Raw genomic sequence first — 15,531 nt, 5'->3', positions numbered from 1 at the left:
CCTCAGGTTTCCCGGTGCCGAGCGCCGAGCCGGCGATGCTCCTCGCAACAGAAGAAGCGATCGCCGTCGCGAATGCCTTCGCTTTCCGGCACGTGCACACCGCAGTGGTCACAGCCGAGCATGCGTTCGGGCACACCTTTCCGGCGCTCGCCGGCCGACCCGTTCCCGTCGCGCGGCCGGTTCAAGGCGCGACGCACCCACCAGATGCCGACCAGAACGAGGACGAAGAGGAGCAGGTTTCGCACGATGAACGATGTGAGCGGGATATCAGCCGCAGGAGTTTAGCACGCAGCCAGCGTCAGACCTGCCGCAGGCGTTCGCAGGCTGCCGCCAGCGTCGCCTCGCTCTTCGCGAAGCAGAAGCGGATCACACGCTCGTCGCGGCCGTCGGCGAAGAAAGCCGACACGGGGATCGCCGCGACACCCGTGTCGCGCGTGAGCCGCTGCACGAAGGCGGTATCGGGCTCGTCCGAGATCGCGCCGAAGCGTGCAAGCTGGAAATAGGTACCGGACGATGGCAGCAGCTCGAAACGCGAGCCGGCCAGCGCCTCGCGGAAGAAATCGCGCTTGGCCTCGTAGAACGCCGCGAGCCTCTCGTGACGTGCGGCATCCGCCATGTAGTCGGCCAGTGCGAGCTGCACCGGCGTGTTCACGGTGAACACGTTGAACTGATGCACCTTGCGGAATTCCGCCATCAGCTCGCGCGGCCCGACGACGTAACCGACCTTCCAGCCGGTGATGTGGTAAGTCTTGCCGAAGCTCGACACGATGAGGCTGCGCGCGGCCAGTTCCGGATGGCGGGCGCAGCTCTCATGACGCCGGCCGTCGAAGACGATGTGCTCGTAGACCTCGTCCGAGACGATCACGATGCCGGTTCCGTGCGTCAGCGCCGCCAGCCGCGCCATGTCACCCGCCGTCCACACCATCGCCGTCGGGTTGTGCGGGCTGTTGATCATGATCATGCGCGTGCGCGGCGTGATCGCCTCGGCCACCGCACCCCAGTCCGGTCGATAGTCCGGCGCCGCCAGCTGCATGCGCACGACGCGCCCGCCCTGCAACTCGATCGCCGGGGCGTACGAGTCATACACGGGTTCGAACACGATCACCTCGTCGCCCGGATGGACCAGCGCCGCAACCGCGGTAAACAGCGCCTGCGTCGCACCGGCCGTCACCGTGACCTCGGCCTCGGCGTGGTATTCCGTGCCGTAGAGGGCGGCAACCTTGCCGGCGATCGCCTCGCGCAGCGGTGCCACGCCAGCCATCGGTGCGTACTGGTTGTGCCCCGCGCGCATCCAGTGCGCGACACGTTCGAACAGCACGTCCTCGGCGTTGAAATCCGGATATCCCTGAGAGAGATTGATCGCGCCGCATTCCTGCGCCAGGCGCGACATCACGGTGAAGATCGTCGTGCCGACATTCGGCAGGCGGGATTCGAGAGGGGCGGGAAAATGCGGCATGGCGTGCAGGTCGTGTTCGGCGGATCGGAGCATTCTGGCAGAGCCCGTCACATTCACCAATCAAGCCACACATGCAGTTTGGCACGCGGCTCACCCGTGGGGGCGCGTCTGTCCGCGGGGCTGTCCGCGAGCGCCGGTGCAGGGCGGTTTGCGGGGGAAACAAGGCGGTGCATGTCTGAGCCCGCGCAGCGGGCGAGTTTGCAGCGACTCCCCCGCAAATCGTCATGCACCGGGAAGCCGAAGGCCGCGAGCGCCTGCCCCGCGGACAAACACGCCCCCACGTCGGGAACGGTTCTGCGACCGCGGACACCTCCCGACGTGCGGGCAAGCCCCGGACTCAACAGTCGCACCGCCCGCCCGGCTAAAATACCCCGATGTTTACCCAGCCCATTCCCACCATCCGCCGCGACGGCGACGCCGTCGTCATCCTCGACCAGGCCCTGCTGCCGCACGCGTGTGAACTGCGCCGCCTGACGACGCTCGAAGAGGTCGCCACCGCGATCCATTCGATGCAGGTACGCGGCGCCCCGCTCATCGGCGCGACCGCGGCCTACGGTGTCGCCATCGCCCTCGCAACCGATGCGAGCGACGCGCGCCTCGACCATGCACTGACGACGCTCGCGGCAACCCGGCCGACCGCGGTGAACCTGCACTGGGCGCTCGGACAGATGCGCGAACGCCTGCTCCCCTTGGCGGCGACCGAACGCCCCGCAGCGGCTTGGCGCGAAGCCGAAGCGATCCACCGCGACGACGCCGAGATGTGCGCCGCGATCGGCAGACACGGTTACGCGATCCTCGAACGCCTCGCCGCCGGGCTCGACCGCCCGCTGCGCGTGATGACCCACTGCAACGCCGGCTGGCTCGCGACCTGCGGCGCCGGCACCGCGCTCGCCCCCGTATATGAGGCGCAGGCGCGCGGCCTCGCGATCGAAGTGTGGGTCAGCGAGACGCGGCCACGCAACCAGGGCCTCCTGACCGCATGGGAACTGCGCGAAGCGGGCGTGCCGCTGCGCCTCATCGCCGACAACGCGGCCGGTATCCTCCTCGCGCGCGGCGAGGTCGACGTCGTGATCACCGGCGCCGACCGCGTCGCGGCCAACGGCGACGCCGCGAACAAGGTGGGGACCTATCTCAAGGCGCTCGCCGCGCGCGAGCACGGCGTGCCCTTCTACATCGCCGCCCCGTTCTCGACCGTCGATTTCGGCTGCGCCGACGGCGGCGCGATCCCGATCGAGGATCGCGGCCCGGCGGAAGTGTGCACGGTGCTCGGTCTCGACAGCGACGGCGCGGTGAAGAGCCTGCGCCTCGCCCCCGAGTCCACCGCCGCAGCCAACCCCGCCTTCGACGTGACGCCCGCCCGTTGCATCACCGGCATCATCACCGAGCGCGGCGTGTGCGCCCCCGGACGGCTGCGCGACCTGTATCCGGACGCGGCGCGATGAGCCTCACGGTCGATATCAAGCTGCGCGAGCAACTCCTCGCGACCGCCCGCGCGATGAGCACGGCCGGGCTCAATACCGGCACCGCGGGCAACGTCAGCGTGCGCATCGACGGCGGCATGCTGATCACCCCCAGCGGCATGCCTCCCGGCGCCTGCACGCCCGACGACATGGTGATCGTGGCCGGCGACGGAAGCGTCAGGGGACGCCTCGCGCCATCGAGCGAATGGCGCTTCCACCACGACCTCTACGCGCGACGCCCGGAAGCGGGCGCGATCCTGCACGCGCACGCGCCCTTCGCGACCGCGCTCGCGTGCCAGCGCATCGAGATCCCGCCCTTCCACTACATGATCGCGCGCTTCGGCGGCAACGCCGTGCACTGCGCGCGCTACGCAACCTTCGGCACGCAGGCACTGTCGGACAACATCCTCGCCGCGATGGAGGGACGCTCGGCCTGTCTGATGGCGAACCACGGCATGCTCGTGTTCGGGCGCGATCTCGACAACGCGCTCGATCTCGCGATCGAGTTCGAGACGCTGTGCGAGCAGTATTGGCGCACCCGCCAGATCGGCGAACCGGTGCTGCTCTCAGACGACGAGATGGCCGAGGTCGTCGAGCGCTTCCGCTGGTACGGCAAGCCGCGGGCGAAATAGGACGGCATCGGGCCACCTCCGTTCGCCCTGAGCTTGTCGAAGGGCATTGGCAGGGCTTCGACAAGCTCAGCCCGAACGGTATTTCGTTGGGAGCTTGAAAATCCGCGGGGCGGCGGATAACGCCCGCGGCTCATCCGCCCTACGACCAGCCTACGGGTTCGCGAAGCTCAGCAGCATCAGCAAGGCAATCACCAGAAACAGCAGCACCCCGCTCGCATACCGCAACCAGCGGAGCCAGCGCCACTTGCGCGCAGCCTTGTCGCCGAGCACGTCGGCGACATAAGCGCCGACGAGGCCCAGACCCGAGTCGTCACTCATCGCCCCGTCCCGACGCACGCTCGAGCACACGGATCAGGCTCGACGTGTCGTCGTGCGCGCCGCCCTGTGACATCAGCGCGTTGAGCTGTTGCCACACCTGCGCGGCGATCGGCAGCGGCGTGCCCAGGCGCGCCGCTTCGTCCATGAGGATGCCGAAGTCCTTGTGATGCAGGCGCGCCTCGATGCCGGCGGCGAAATCCCGCCGGATCATCCGGTCCCCCATCACGTCGAGCATGCGCGACGAGGCCGAACCGCCCAGCAAGGCCTCGCGGACCTTCGACGCATCGACGCCGTGCGCCTGCGCGAGCAGCATCGCCTCGGCGCAGGCCTGGATCGCGGCGACCATCACCATCTGGTTGCACGCCTTGGCGACCTCGCCCGCGCCGTTGTCGCCCACGTGCACGACCGCGCGGGCGAAGCACGCGAGCAGCGGACGCACGCGCTCCAGCACCGCCGCATCGCCGCCGACCATCATCGCGACCGTCCCCGCCTCGGCCGCCGCCGATCCGCCCGACACCGGCGCATCCAGCATCGCCGCCCCGCGTTTTGCCAGCGCGGCCGCGACGCGACGCGTCGTACCCGGCGCGATGGTGCTCATGTCCACATGCACCCAGCCCGGCCGCGCACCTTCGACGAATCCGCCCTCGCCCAGCGCGACGCGCTCGACGTCCTCGCTGGTCGTGATGATCGTGAACGCGACGTCCGTCGCGGCGGCGAGTTCGGCGGGCGTCGCATGCACGACCGCGCCCGTGCCGGCGAAGGGCGCGGCGCTTTCGGGGCGGCGCGCCCACAGGTGCAGCCGATGGCCGGCGCGCTGCAGGTGCTGCGCCATCGGGCGCCCCATCGCGCCCAGGCCGACGAAACCGACCTCCATCAGTCCTGCCCCTCCCCGCCGCTCATGCGTTCGAGGAGCTTCAGCATCGCGATCGAGTCGTTCTCCCCGAGGCCGCTACCCACCATCGCGTTGAGCATCTGCGCGGTCGCGGCTGAGGTCGGGAGCGCGAGGCCGAGGCGGTGCGCTTCTTCCATCACGATGCGCAGGTCCTTCTGGTGCATCCACGCCTTGAAGCCGGGCTTGAAGTTGCGATCCAGCATGCGCTGGCCGTGGTTCTCCAGGATCCGGGAGTAGGCGAAGCCGCCGAGCAGCGCCTCGCGCACCTTCGCGGCATCCACACCGCTCTTTTTCGCGAAGTTCATCGCCTCGGCGACCGCCGCGACGCCGACGCCGGTGAGGATCTGGTTGCACGCCTTGGCGACCTGGCCGGCGCCGCTCGCGCCGATCAGCGACACCGTCTTGCCCAGCGCCTCGAACGCGGGCTTCACGCGTTCGAAGGCGGCCGCATCGCCGCCGACCATGATCGTCAGGGTCGCGTTGATCGCGCCGATCTCGCCGCCCGACACCGGCGCATCCAGCATCTCGATGCCGCGCGCCTTGAGCTTCGCGGCGATCGCCTGTGCGGCGGCCGGGGCGATGGTGCTCATGTCGACGAAGATCAGCCCCGGCCGGGCGCCTTCGGCCACGCCCTGCGGGCCGAGCGCGACGTGTTCGACGTCGGGCGCATCCGCGACCATGCTGATGACGACCTCGGCGCGCGATGCGAGCTCCGCGGCGCTCGCGCACTCACCCGCGCCGGCGTCGAGCAGCGGCTGCATCGACTCGCGCCGCCGGCTCCACACGTGCACCTTGTGACCGGCCTTCATCAGGTTCAGCGCCATCGGGCGCCCCATCAGGCCGAGGCCGATGAATCCGACTTCCATTTCGATTCTCCTGTGGCTGGAACGCGCATGGCGACGCATAATCTTCGCCATGACCTACGCCCCCATCATCAAGGAAATCGGCCGTGGCGCCAAGGGCGCGCGCGACCTCGACGCCGCCCAGGCGGAGCAGCTGTTCGGCGACATGCTGGACGGCAAGGTGCCGGACCTCGAACTCGGCGCGATCATCGTGTCGCTGCGCATCAAGAGCGAATCGCGCGACGAGCTGCTGGGCTTCAAGCGCGCGATCGACGCCCGCTGCCCGCAGCTCGCGGTGCCGCCGGGCCCGCGCTGCGTGATCCTGCCGACCTACAACGGCGCGCGCCGCCAGGCCAACCTGATGCCGCTCGTCGCGCTGCTGCTGGCGCGCGAAGGGGTGCCGGTACTGATCCAGGGGCGGCACGACTTCGAGTCGCGCGTGAGTCCGTTCGAGCTGCTCGCCGCGCTCGACATCCATCCGGCGCTCGGGATCGGGGAAGCGCACCGCGAACTCGCCGGGAAACGCATCGCCTGCCTGCGCCTCGACGAACTGCTGCCGGGGCTAGACCGCCTGCTCGCGCTGCGCCTGCGCCTGGGCGTGCGCGGCAGCGGGCACACGATGGCGAAGCTCGTCGACCCGTGCCTCGGACGCAGCGTGCGGGTGGTCGCCGTCACGCACCCGGAGTATCTCGAGCGCATGCACGAGTTCCTCGTCGCCGACGGCGGGCGCGCACTGCTGATGCGCGGCACCGAGGGCGAGGCCTACGCGAACCCGCGCCGGCGGCCGGCGATGCAGGTATTCCGTGATGGGGTGGCCGAGCTCGGCTGGCCAGCGGAAGAAGGCGGCGCGCCGCCGCTGGAAGGGCTGCCGGATGCGCCGGCAGTCGAGGAGAATGCCGCGCTGATCCGCGCGATGCTGGCCGGCAAGGTCCCGGTGCCGCAACCGGTGCTCGACCAGGCGGCGCTGCTCGTGCGGCTCGCCACCGAAGCCTGAGCGCCGTCCGGAGCGGGGCAGATTCGCGGGGATGGAGGAGCCGAGGGCCGGATGTGTCAACTGCGCCACCACACGGCGCTTGGGCAGCCTTCGGCGGAGGGATTGGCGGGATGCGCTGCGCTCCTCCCGCCCTACGAAAGCGATGCCGGCCGGCAAGATCGCGGTGCCGCAGCCGATCCTCGACCAATCCGCTGCTCGTGCGACTCGCGACTGAGACGTGAAGGCCCATATACAAGCCTGCGCCCGGCAGGAGAGACCTCAACCGCGACGGAAGCTCAGGGAGGGGAAACTCCCGCCGCGGCTAAAGCCTCTCCTGCCGGGCGCAGGATCGGTGCTTGCGAATCGACCTCAGCCCGGGATCGGCGCGAACCGTCCGTCGCGGTAGTCCGCCAGCGCCTGGTGGATCTCGGCCTGCGTGTTCATTACGAAGGGGCCGTACTGCGCGATCGGTTCGCCGAGCGGGCGACCGGCGATCAGCAGCACGCGCGTCGGAACGTCGCCCGCTTCGATCACGACGCCATCCGCGGCGGCCTCGTTGGCGAGGATCGCCATGCGCTGCACCGCCACCTGCGTGCCGGCGACCGTGGCAGCGCCGCGATACACGTACACGAACGCGTTGTGCTCCGCCGGCAGCGACTGCGCGAAGCGGGCGCCCGCCGGCAGATGGATGTCGAGGTAGAGCGGCGCAGTCGCGTCGCGCGTCACCGCACCGGTCACGCCGTGGCTCTCGCCTGCGATCACGGTCACCTCGGCGCCGGCCACGGTCGTGAAGGACGGCAGCTCGCCCGCGGCGAAGTCCCGGTACCACGGTGCGCACATCTTGTCGCGCCCGCGCAGGTTCAGCCACAGCTGGAAGCCTTCCATCACGCCCTCTTCCTGCTCGGGCAGCTCGGAGTGGATCACGCCGCTGCCGGCCGTCATCCACTGCACGCCGCCGTTCTCGAGCAGGCCCTCGTGGCCCGCGCTGTCGCGGTGGCGCATGCGGCCGGCGATCATGTAGGTGACGGTCTCGAAGCCGCGGTGCGGATGGTCGGGGAAGCCCGCGATGTAGTCGCCCGGATCGTTGCTGCCGAAGGCGTCGAGCATCAGGAAGGGATCGAGGCGGCGCTGCAGCGGCTGGGTGAGCACGCGCGTGAGCTTGACGCCCGCCCCGTCGGAGGTGGCCTGCCCGGCCACGAGCCGTTCGACGCCGCGTGAGCGGGTGACGTCTGCGCTGCTGCGTTGCTGTTGCGTATCGGACATGGTCTTGTCCTCCGTGTTGGGGTCGGGGGTGCTCTCTGTATTTCTTCCGGCGCCGGATCTATGTGTCCGGCGTCCGGTGATGCAAGGCTGCGCGTCGCTTAAGCGAAAGCCGCCTCGATTTCGCGTTGGGCTTCGGCGAAGGCCTGTTGTTCCGCCTCCGGTCCCATCGCCAGACCTTCCGCGTAGACGAAGGTGATGTCGGTCATGCCGAGGAAGCCAAGCACGATCTTCAGGTAGGGCACCTGCGAATCCCAATCCGTACCGCGATACTTGCCGCCGCGGGTCAGCGCGACATACACCTTCTTGCCCTTCAGCAGGCCTTCGGGACCGTTCGCGGTGTACTGGAAGGTCTCCTTGGCGCGGGCGATCGCGTCGATCCAGTTCTTCAGCTGCGCCGGTACGCCGAGGTTGTACATCGGCACGCCCAGCACGACGGCGTCGGCGGCCTTGATCTCGGCGATCAGCGCGTCGTCGAGCGCGACGCGTTCGGCCTGCGCCGGGGTGCGCTGCTCGGCGGGGGTGAAGAGCGCGCCGAGGGCCGCTTCGTCGAGGACCGGATGCGGGTTGCGGGCGAGGTCGCGGACGACGAGGCTGGCGCCGGGGTTCTCGGCACGCAGACGCACGACGATGCTGTTGGCGAGACGGGTGGAAGCGGAACCTTCGCTACGGGCGCTGGAATTGACTTGCAGGATGTTCATTCGGTGCTCCATCGAAGTGGTTTGTCGATGGGGTCACTTTAGGGGAAGCATTGTTGCGGAAAAACCCGAATACCTGCACTTCACTGTTGCAGGATCTGCACGACCGTTTCGAGCACCGGATCGTCGCGCACGCAGCCCTGGGGCTTGCGACGCGACTGAACTTTTCCCGCCGGCAGGGGACGAACCGCCCGGACTGACCTACAATCGCGCCTCATTCCCCCGTTCATGCCCATGATGAATTCATCCGCACCGTCCTCCCGCATCCTCTTCCTCGGACTGTTCGCCGCCTGCGTCGGCCTGCTCGGGTTCGGGCTCTATCTGCAGCACTACGTCGGCCTCGAGCCCTGCCCGATGTGCATCATGCAGCGCTATGCCTTCATCGCGGTCGCGCTGTTCGCGCTCGTCGCGGGGCTGCACAATCCGGGCCGGACGGGCACGCGCGTCTACTCGGGGCTGATCCTTTTGGCTGCCTTGGCAGGCGCAGGCGTCGCCGCGCGCCAGACCTGGATCCAGATCTATCCGCCGGAAATCGCCGAGTGCGGCCCCGATCTCGAATTCATGCTGGGAAGTTTTCCGCTGGGGGATGCGCTGCCGATGATCTTCCAGGGAACGGGCGATTGCACCAAGATCGACTGGAGCTTCCTGGGACTTTCGATCGCGAACTGGTCGCTGGTGACGCTGACGCTGATCGCGATCGGGGCGATCACGCTGATCGTGCGCGGAAAGCTGCGCGGCTGAAATCGTGAGCGGTGCGCGTCAGCCGACGACGCGCACGGTCGTGCCGCCGATCTCGTACAGGCCCTGCCCGACCGCGTGGCAGCGCTTCACTTCGAGCCGCGTCACGAGCGGCGGGCGCGACGATATCGCGCCGCTGCTGCCGGGCACCGAGACCATCACTTCGAGGACTTCGGCCTCCCCCGGCACGTAGGGTGCCCGCAAGGTCATCCCGCCGACGCTGATCTCGACGCACTCGGCCCGCACCGTTTCACCGGTTTTCAGCCGGATGACGGCGGGGCAGCCGAGCGGGATGCGGCGGTCGAGCCGCCGTTCGATGTGGGATGCGCGATCGTTCATGGGCCGGGCGGGCTGCAGGGTCGATGACAGGCCGATTGTAGCCCTCCGCCGTCATCCACACCGAATCCTTTCGCTGCCCGTCCCCGCGCGCAAGAAATCAGCGGCAGCCGGCGCTGTCCGGCACGCCCGCCTTGCGCAGGAAGATCTCCAGCGGGCAGAAGCGCGTGAAGCCGCTCTGGAACAGGTTCGCGCCGACGAAGGCGGTGAACCACAGGAAGTTCTTGCTCACGAACAACGGCGAGCCATCGACGCCGAGCGCGAGCGAGATCAGCACGAAGGCGCCGGCGAAGATGCGGACGAACTGGTTGACGGTCAGCGTCATGGTGTTTCTCCTTGCAGTTGCGCGATGCGAGTCCGCATCGCGGCGAAATACAGCACCGGAATGACCACCAGCGTCAGCACGGTGGACACGAAGATGCCGAAGATCAGGCTGATCGCCAGCCCGTTGAAGATGGGGTCGTCGAGGATGAAGAGCGCGCCGATCATCGCCGCGAGCGCGGTCAGGCCGATCGGCTTGGCGCGCACGGCCGCCGCGCGGATCACCGCCTCGCCGAGATCGACGCCCGCGCGCACCTGCTGATTGACGAAATCCACGAGCAGGATCGAGTTGCGCACGATGATGCCGGCGAGCGCGATCATCCCGATCATCGAGGTGGCCGTGTAATGCGCACCCAGCAGTGCGTGGCCGGGCATCACGCCGATGATCGTGAGCGGGATCGGCGCCATGATGATGAGCGGCACGAGGTAGCTGCGGAACTGGGCGACGACCAGCAGGTAGATCAGGATCAGGCCGACCGCGTAGGCGGCGCCCATGTCGCGGAAGGTCTCGTAGGTGACCTGCCACTCGCCGTCCCACTTCACGCTGTAGCCCGCGTAGGCCTCGGCGGGCTGGCGGATGAACCATTCGCCCAGCGTCCCGGCGAGGCCCGGCGCGCCGGCGAGCGGCATGTCGCGGATCTGCGCGCGGATGTCGAACATGCCGTAGAGCGGCGAATCCAGATGGCCGCTCATGTCGCCGGTGACGTACACGACGGGCAGCAGGTCCTTGCGGTAGATCACCTGTTCGCGCGTCGTCTCCTGCACCGTGACGAGCTCCGACACCGACACCAGCGTGCCGTCGCGCGCGCGCACCTTGAGCGCGAGGAGCGCATCGACGCTGGACTGGCGCTCGGACGGCAGCTGGATGCGCACCGGGATCTCGTACTTGTTGTCGCCGCCGTGGATCGGCGTGACGTCCTCGCCGGACAGCCCGAGGCGCACGACCTCGACGATGTCGGCCTGGGCGACGCCCATGCGCGCGGCCTTGGCCTGGTCGACGCGCAGCACGAGCTTGGGCGCGGCCTCGTCGACGGTGTCGTCGACATCCACGATGTCCGCCGTGCCCTCGAACGCTGCGCGGACCTTGCGCGCGACCAAGGTCTGGCCCGCGTAGTCCGGCCCGTACACCTCGGCGACGATGGGCGACAGCACCGGCGGGCCGGGCGGCACCTCGACGGTCTTCGCGTTGCCGCCCGCCGCGCGCGCGATGCGCGTGACCTCGGCGCGCACCGCGGTGGCGATCTCGTGGCTCTTGCGATCGCGATGCTTCTTGTCGACGAGGTTCACCTGGATGTCGCCAACCTCGGGGCCGCTGCGCAGGTAGTACTGGCGCACCAGGCCGTTGAAGTTGATCGGGCTCGCGGTGCCGGCGTAGGCCTGCCAGTCGCTGACCTCCTCGACCGTGCCGAGGTATCCGCCGATCTCGCGCAGCACGCGCGCGGTTTCCTCGACCGGCGTATCGACCGGCATGTCGAGCACGACCTGGAACTCGCTCTTGTTGTCGAGCGGCAGCATCTTCAGCGCGACCAGCTTGAACACCGGCAGCGCGACCGACACGACGATCAGCGCGACGACGATCAGCCACAGCTTGAGGCGCGCGCCGCCGCCGCGCACGGGGTCGAGCATCGGCGACATGGTGCGGCGGAAGACGCGGTCGAGGCGCGCGGTGAGCTTGTCCTCACCCTCGTGGTGATGCGCATCGACGGACTTGAGCAGGCGTTGCGCGAGCCACGGCGTCACGACGAAGGCGACCGCGAGCGAGATGAACATGCCCATCGACGCATTGATCGGGATCGGGCTCATGTACGGCCCCATCAGGCCGGTGACGAAGGCCATCGGCAGCAGCGCCGCGATCACCGTGAAAGTCGCGAGAATCGTTGGCCCGCCGACCTCGTCGACGGCACGCGGGATGAGCTGCCACAGCGGCGTGTCGGGCTCCAGCGTGTGCCAGCGGTGGATGTTCTCCACCACGACGATCGCGTCGTCGACGAGGATGCCTATCGAAAAGATCAGCGCGAACAGGCTCACCCGGTTGAGCGTGAAACCCCACGCCCAGGACGCGAACAGCGTCGCCGCGAGCGTGAGGCCCACCGCGACACCGACGATCAGCGCCTCGCGCCGGCCGAGCGCGAAGAACACCAGCAGCACGACCGCGGAGGTCGCGAACACGAGCTTGCCGATCAGCGTGTTGGCCTTGTCGTTGGCGGTCTTGCCGTAATTGCGCGTGACGGTGAAGTTGACGCCCTCGGGGATCAGCTCGCCGCGCAGCGCCTCGGCGCGCGCGAGCACGTCGTCGGCGACATCCGCGGCGTTCGCACCCGGCTTCTTCGACACCGACAGCGTGACCGCCGGGAACACGCCCTGCTCGGCGATGCCGACCTTGTCCGCGGCCGCACCGGTGCCGAACCACACGTATTGCGTCGGCTGGTCCGGGCCGTCCTCGATGCGCGCGACGTCGCGCATGAACACCGGCTTCCCACCGGCGGCGCCGACAACGAGGCTGCGCACGTCCTCGGCCGATTCGAGATAGGTGCCGGTCTGCACCAGCACCTCGCGGTTGCCGGCGACGAGGCTGCCCGCGGGCTGCGACGCGTTCGCGAGCTGCAGCGCCGCGCGCACGTCCTGCGCAGTGACGCCGTGCGCGTTCATGCTCTGGGTATCCATCAGCACGCGCACGACGTGCCCCGGCCCACCGATGGTCGTGACGTCGCGCGTGCCCTCGATGCGCTTGATCTCGAGCTCCACCGCGCGCGACACCTGCTGCATGTCGAAGCCCGTGCGCTCCGGGTCGGCGGTCCACAAGGTCAGGCTCACGATCGGCACGTCGTCGATGCCCTTGGGCTTGACGATGGGCTCGCCGACGCCGAGTTGCGGGCTCAGCCAGTCCTTGTTCGAATGCACCGTGTCGTAGAGGCGCACCAACGCGTCCTGGTTCGGCACGCCGACCTCGAACTGCACCGTGATCACCGCCATGCCGGGGCGCGACACGGAGTACACGTGCTCGACGCCCGCCATGCGCGACAGCACTTGTTCGGCGGGGCGCGAAACCAGCGCCTCGACGTCGCGCGCGGAGGCCCCCGGGAAGGGCACCAGCACGTTCGCCATCGTGACGTCGATCTGCGGCTCTTCCTCCTTGGGCGTCACGAGCGTCGCGAACACGCCCATCAGCAGCAGGATCAGCGCGAGGAGCGGCGTCAGCGCGTTGCGCTGGAAGGCGCCGGCGATGCGGCCGGAGATGCCGAGGCTCATCGATGCCCCCTCAGCGCGCGGCGCCGTTGCGGGCGGCACGCATCACAATGCCGGCCTGCACCGGATCGAGCGCGACGTCCTCGCCCCCGACGAGCCCCGCGAGCACCTCGACGCTGCCGTCCGCCAGCGGCTCGCCCGCACGGATCTGGCGCAGCGCGAAGCCGCCCGTGCCGTCGGCGACGTAGACGCCGGTCACTTCGCCACGGCGCAGGATCGCACCGGCCGGGACGGCGATACGCGAGCCTTCGCCGGTCGCGAAATGCACGCGCGCGAAGGTCCCCGGCACGAGGCCTTCGGCGTTCGCCGGCAGATCGACACGCACACGCACCGTGTGCGTGCGCGGATCGGCCGCCGGCAGCACCGTGACGCTCGCGGCATCGAGCCAGCGGCCGGAATCGGGCAGCTCGACGCGCGCGCGGATCTGCCCGGGCGCGAGGCCGGCGAGGCGCTGCTGCGGCACATCGACCACGGCACGCATCGCCGCGGGGTCGTACACGGTCACGAGCTGCCGCCCCGGCTGCGCCATCTCGCCCAGCTCGACGTGGCGCGCCGCGACCAGCCCCGCGAGCGGCGCGATGATCGTCGTGTAGCCCTGCACCGTCGCCGCCTGGCCGCGTCCGGCGCGCGCCGCGCGCAGCTGGGCCTCGGCCGCGTCGAACGACGCCCTGGCCTGGTCGAGCGCCGACTGGCTGACGAACTTGCGCTCGACGAGGGTCTTCGTGCGCTCGTACGCCGCTTTCGCGTTGATCTGGCTGGCCTGGGCCTGCGCGATGCCGGCTTCGGCGCCGGCGACGGCCTGGCTCGCCTCGGCCGCGTCGATGCGCAGCAGCACCTGCCCCTTCGCAACGCGGTCGCCGGCATCGACCTTGAGTTCGACGATGCGACCGGGGACCTGCGCCGCGAGCGTGGCCTGATGCACCGCCTCCAGCGTGGCCTCGGCAGGATGGGTCAGGCCGACCGCGCGCGCCTCGATGCGCTGCGTCGACACCTGCGCCTGCGCCAGGGGAGCAATGACCAGCGCAAATGCGGGCAACACGAACCGGATGATGGAATATCTCGTCATGAATATAAGTTTATTCTTATATTCAGCCGAGTCAACAGGAATGCGGGCAACCGCTATGCGTTGCCGGGTCGCTCAGTCCGCGGCGGAAGCCGCCCCGCTGCACCCCAGCGCGTAGTTCGCCATCGCCGCGATCACGCCGTCCGCCTCGCCGACCGCCGGTGCGAGCGTGATCTCGCAGCCGGCGTGAAGCGCGCGCGCGCTGGCGACGAGCCGGGGCACGTCGCTCTTCAGGTGCCCGCCCTGCGCGATGAACATCGGCACGACGGTGATATGCGGGATGCCGTCGCGCGCCAGCGCGGCGATCGCCTCATCCAGCGTCGGCGTCATGAATTCGAGGAAGGCGAGTTCGACGCGCAGCGCGGGGGCCTGGGTGCGCAGATGATCGCGCGTGCGCTGCATCGACCGCGCCCATTCGGGATCGCGGGCGCCGTGCCCGAACAGCACCACCGCATGTGCATCGCTCATGATTCGCTCTCGACAGTTTCCGGACTGGCGTCGACCGGCGGCGCAAGCAGACGTTCGATCGCGCGCGCGGCGGCGAACATGCCGACCGAGGCCGTCACCGCGACGCTCGACCCGTAGCCCGCGCACGCCAGCCCCTGCGGCCCGTGCGGCAGGTCGCACGCGAGGTCGTCGAGGCGCAGCGGCTCGCACGAATACACCGCCTCGATGCCGAACGGGCGCTTGGGATTGCGCGGAAAGCCGTGCTCGCTGCGCAGGCGCTTGCGCACCTTGGCGAGCAGCGGGTCCTGCTCGGTGCGCGACAGGTCGTCGACGCGGATGCGGCCCGGATCGGTCTTGCCGCCGGCCCCGCCGGCGACGATCAGCGGGATGCGCCGCCGCCGGCACACCAGCACGATCGCGACCTTGGCGCGCACGTTGTCGATCGCATCGACGACGACGTCGAAGCCCTGCAGCAGGTCCGCCGCGTTGTCCGGCGTGACGAAGTCCTCGACCACCTCCACGCGCGCATGCGGATTGATCGCGCGGATGCGCTCGGCCATCGCCAGCACCTTGGCCTGCCCCAGTGTCGGATCGAGCGCGTGGATCTGGCGATTGATGTTGGACTCGGCGACATGGTCGAGGTCGATCAGCGTGATGTGCCCCACCCCGCTGCGCGCCAGCGCTTCCGCGATCCACGAGCCGACACCGCCCACGCCGATCACGCACGCATGCGCGGCGTCGAGGCGCGCGGGCGCATCGGCGCCGTACAGGCGGGCGATGCCGCCGAAACGGCGTTCGCGATCGACTTCGACAGGGGATTCGGGACTCGGGCCGGACATGGCAATTACC

Annotated in this window: 17 protein-coding genes; 4 read left to right on the top strand and 13 right to left on the bottom strand. The window is 69.4% G+C overall.

Going from position 1 to position 15,531, the window contains the following annotated elements:
• Positions 1-2: 2 nt before the first annotated feature.
• Complete coding sequence (locus BW991_RS16410) at positions 3-245, bottom strand: PP0621 family protein (protein WP_076603193.1); 243 nt, start codon at positions 243-245, stop codon at positions 3-5.
• Between the two features lie 53 nt (positions 246-298).
• Positions 299-1,456, bottom strand: a complete 1,158-nt coding sequence (locus tag BW991_RS16405; RefSeq protein ID WP_076603290.1) for a pyridoxal phosphate-dependent aminotransferase — start codon at positions 1,454-1,456, stop codon at positions 299-301.
• Positions 1,457-1,830: 374 nt separating this feature from the next.
• Between BW991_RS16405 and mtnA the strand changes: the two genes are divergently transcribed.
• Together mtnA and BW991_RS16395 are read left to right on the top strand one after the other, a co-directional pair.
• A complete protein-coding gene (gene mtnA, locus BW991_RS16400) occupies positions 1,831-2,898 on the top strand; it encodes an S-methyl-5-thioribose-1-phosphate isomerase (protein WP_076603192.1) in 1,068 nt (355 codons plus the stop codon).
• Positions 2,895-3,548 (top strand): class II aldolase/adducin family protein, encoded by a 654-nt coding sequence (locus BW991_RS16395; protein WP_076603191.1) that lies wholly within the window; start codon positions 2,895-2,897, stop codon positions 3,546-3,548. The genes mtnA and BW991_RS16395 overlap by 4 nt, the downstream gene beginning before the upstream one ends.
• A 150-nt stretch (positions 3,549-3,698) precedes the next feature.
• Here the strand turns inward: BW991_RS16395 and BW991_RS23905 are convergent, their stop codons facing one another.
• Genes BW991_RS23905 through BW991_RS16385 form a run of 3 tightly spaced genes read right to left on the bottom strand, consistent with a single transcriptional unit; the run spans position 3,699 to position 5,624 of the window.
• A complete protein-coding gene (locus BW991_RS23905) occupies positions 3,699-3,866 on the bottom strand; it encodes a hypothetical protein (protein WP_170879121.1) in 168 nt (55 codons plus the stop codon).
• Positions 3,859-4,740: an NAD(P)-dependent oxidoreductase gene (locus BW991_RS16390; RefSeq protein ID WP_076603190.1), complete on the bottom strand. Its 882-nt coding sequence runs from the start codon at positions 4,738-4,740 to the stop codon at positions 3,859-3,861. The genes BW991_RS23905 and BW991_RS16390 overlap by 8 nt, the downstream gene beginning before the upstream one ends.
• Entirely contained in the window at positions 4,740-5,624 is an 885-nt protein-coding gene (locus BW991_RS16385) for a 2-hydroxy-3-oxopropionate reductase (protein WP_076603189.1), read from the bottom strand. Before BW991_RS16385 ends, BW991_RS16390 begins: the two co-directional genes overlap by 1 nt.
• A 49-nt stretch (positions 5,625-5,673) precedes the next feature.
• On the opposite strand from BW991_RS16385, the gene ybiB reads away from it, so the two are divergent.
• Positions 5,674-6,594, top strand: coding sequence for a DNA-binding protein YbiB (gene ybiB / locus BW991_RS16380; RefSeq protein WP_076603188.1), 921 nt, complete (start codon positions 5,674-5,676; stop codon positions 6,592-6,594).
• 348 nt (positions 6,595-6,942) lie between these two features.
• Here ybiB and BW991_RS16375 read toward each other — a convergent pair whose 3' ends face one another.
• Both BW991_RS16375 and BW991_RS16370 read right to left on the bottom strand, forming a co-directional pair.
• Entirely contained in the window at positions 6,943-7,836 is an 894-nt protein-coding gene (locus tag BW991_RS16375; protein WP_076603187.1) for a pirin family protein, read from the bottom strand.
• Between the two features lie 98 nt (positions 7,837-7,934).
• A complete protein-coding gene (locus BW991_RS16370; protein WP_076603186.1) occupies positions 7,935-8,534 on the bottom strand; it encodes an FMN-dependent NADH-azoreductase in 600 nt (199 codons plus the stop codon).
• A gap of 231 nt (positions 8,535-8,765) precedes the next feature.
• On the opposite strand from BW991_RS16370, the gene BW991_RS16365 reads away from it, so the two are divergent.
• The gene (locus BW991_RS16365; protein WP_425290213.1) at positions 8,766-9,272 is read left to right on the top strand and encodes a disulfide bond formation protein B; all 507 of its coding nucleotides are present in this window, start codon (positions 8,766-8,768) and stop codon (positions 9,270-9,272) included.
• 18 nt (positions 9,273-9,290) lie between these two features.
• On the opposite strand, the gene BW991_RS16360 is transcribed toward BW991_RS16365, so the two are convergent.
• From BW991_RS16360 to BW991_RS16335, 6 genes are all read right to left on the bottom strand, one after another.
• Positions 9,291-9,608, bottom strand: coding sequence for a PilZ domain-containing protein (locus BW991_RS16360; protein WP_088179626.1), 318 nt, complete (start codon positions 9,606-9,608; stop codon positions 9,291-9,293).
• 97 nt (positions 9,609-9,705) lie between these two features.
• The gene (locus tag BW991_RS16355; protein WP_076603183.1) at positions 9,706-9,930 is read right to left on the bottom strand and encodes a YgaP family membrane protein; all 225 of its coding nucleotides are present in this window, start codon (positions 9,928-9,930) and stop codon (positions 9,706-9,708) included.
• Positions 9,927-13,175: an efflux RND transporter permease subunit gene (locus BW991_RS16350; protein ID WP_076603289.1), complete on the bottom strand. Its 3,249-nt coding sequence runs from the start codon at positions 13,173-13,175 to the stop codon at positions 9,927-9,929. Before BW991_RS16350 ends, BW991_RS16355 begins: the two co-directional genes overlap by 4 nt.
• Before the next feature lie 10 nt (positions 13,176-13,185).
• Complete coding sequence (locus tag BW991_RS16345; RefSeq protein WP_076603182.1) at positions 13,186-14,238, bottom strand: efflux RND transporter periplasmic adaptor subunit; 1,053 nt, start codon at positions 14,236-14,238, stop codon at positions 13,186-13,188.
• A 72-nt stretch (positions 14,239-14,310) separates the two neighbouring features.
• On the bottom strand, positions 14,311-14,703 hold the full coding sequence (locus tag BW991_RS16340; protein ID WP_076603181.1) for a sirohydrochlorin chelatase: 393 nt from the start codon (positions 14,701-14,703) through the stop codon (positions 14,311-14,313).
• A complete protein-coding gene (locus BW991_RS16335) occupies positions 14,700-15,521 on the bottom strand; it encodes a tRNA threonylcarbamoyladenosine dehydratase (protein ID WP_076603180.1) in 822 nt (273 codons plus the stop codon). Before BW991_RS16335 ends, BW991_RS16340 begins: the two co-directional genes overlap by 4 nt.
• Between the last annotated feature and the right edge of the window lie 10 nt (positions 15,522-15,531).

Origin of the sequence: Aromatoleum tolulyticum (assembly GCF_900156155.1) — a bacterium.
Classification (GTDB): Bacteria; Pseudomonadota; Gammaproteobacteria; order Burkholderiales; family Rhodocyclaceae; genus Aromatoleum; species Aromatoleum tolulyticum.
The sequence above is the reverse complement of the archived record's forward strand: the minus strand, read 5'-3'. Positions and strand labels throughout refer to the sequence as shown.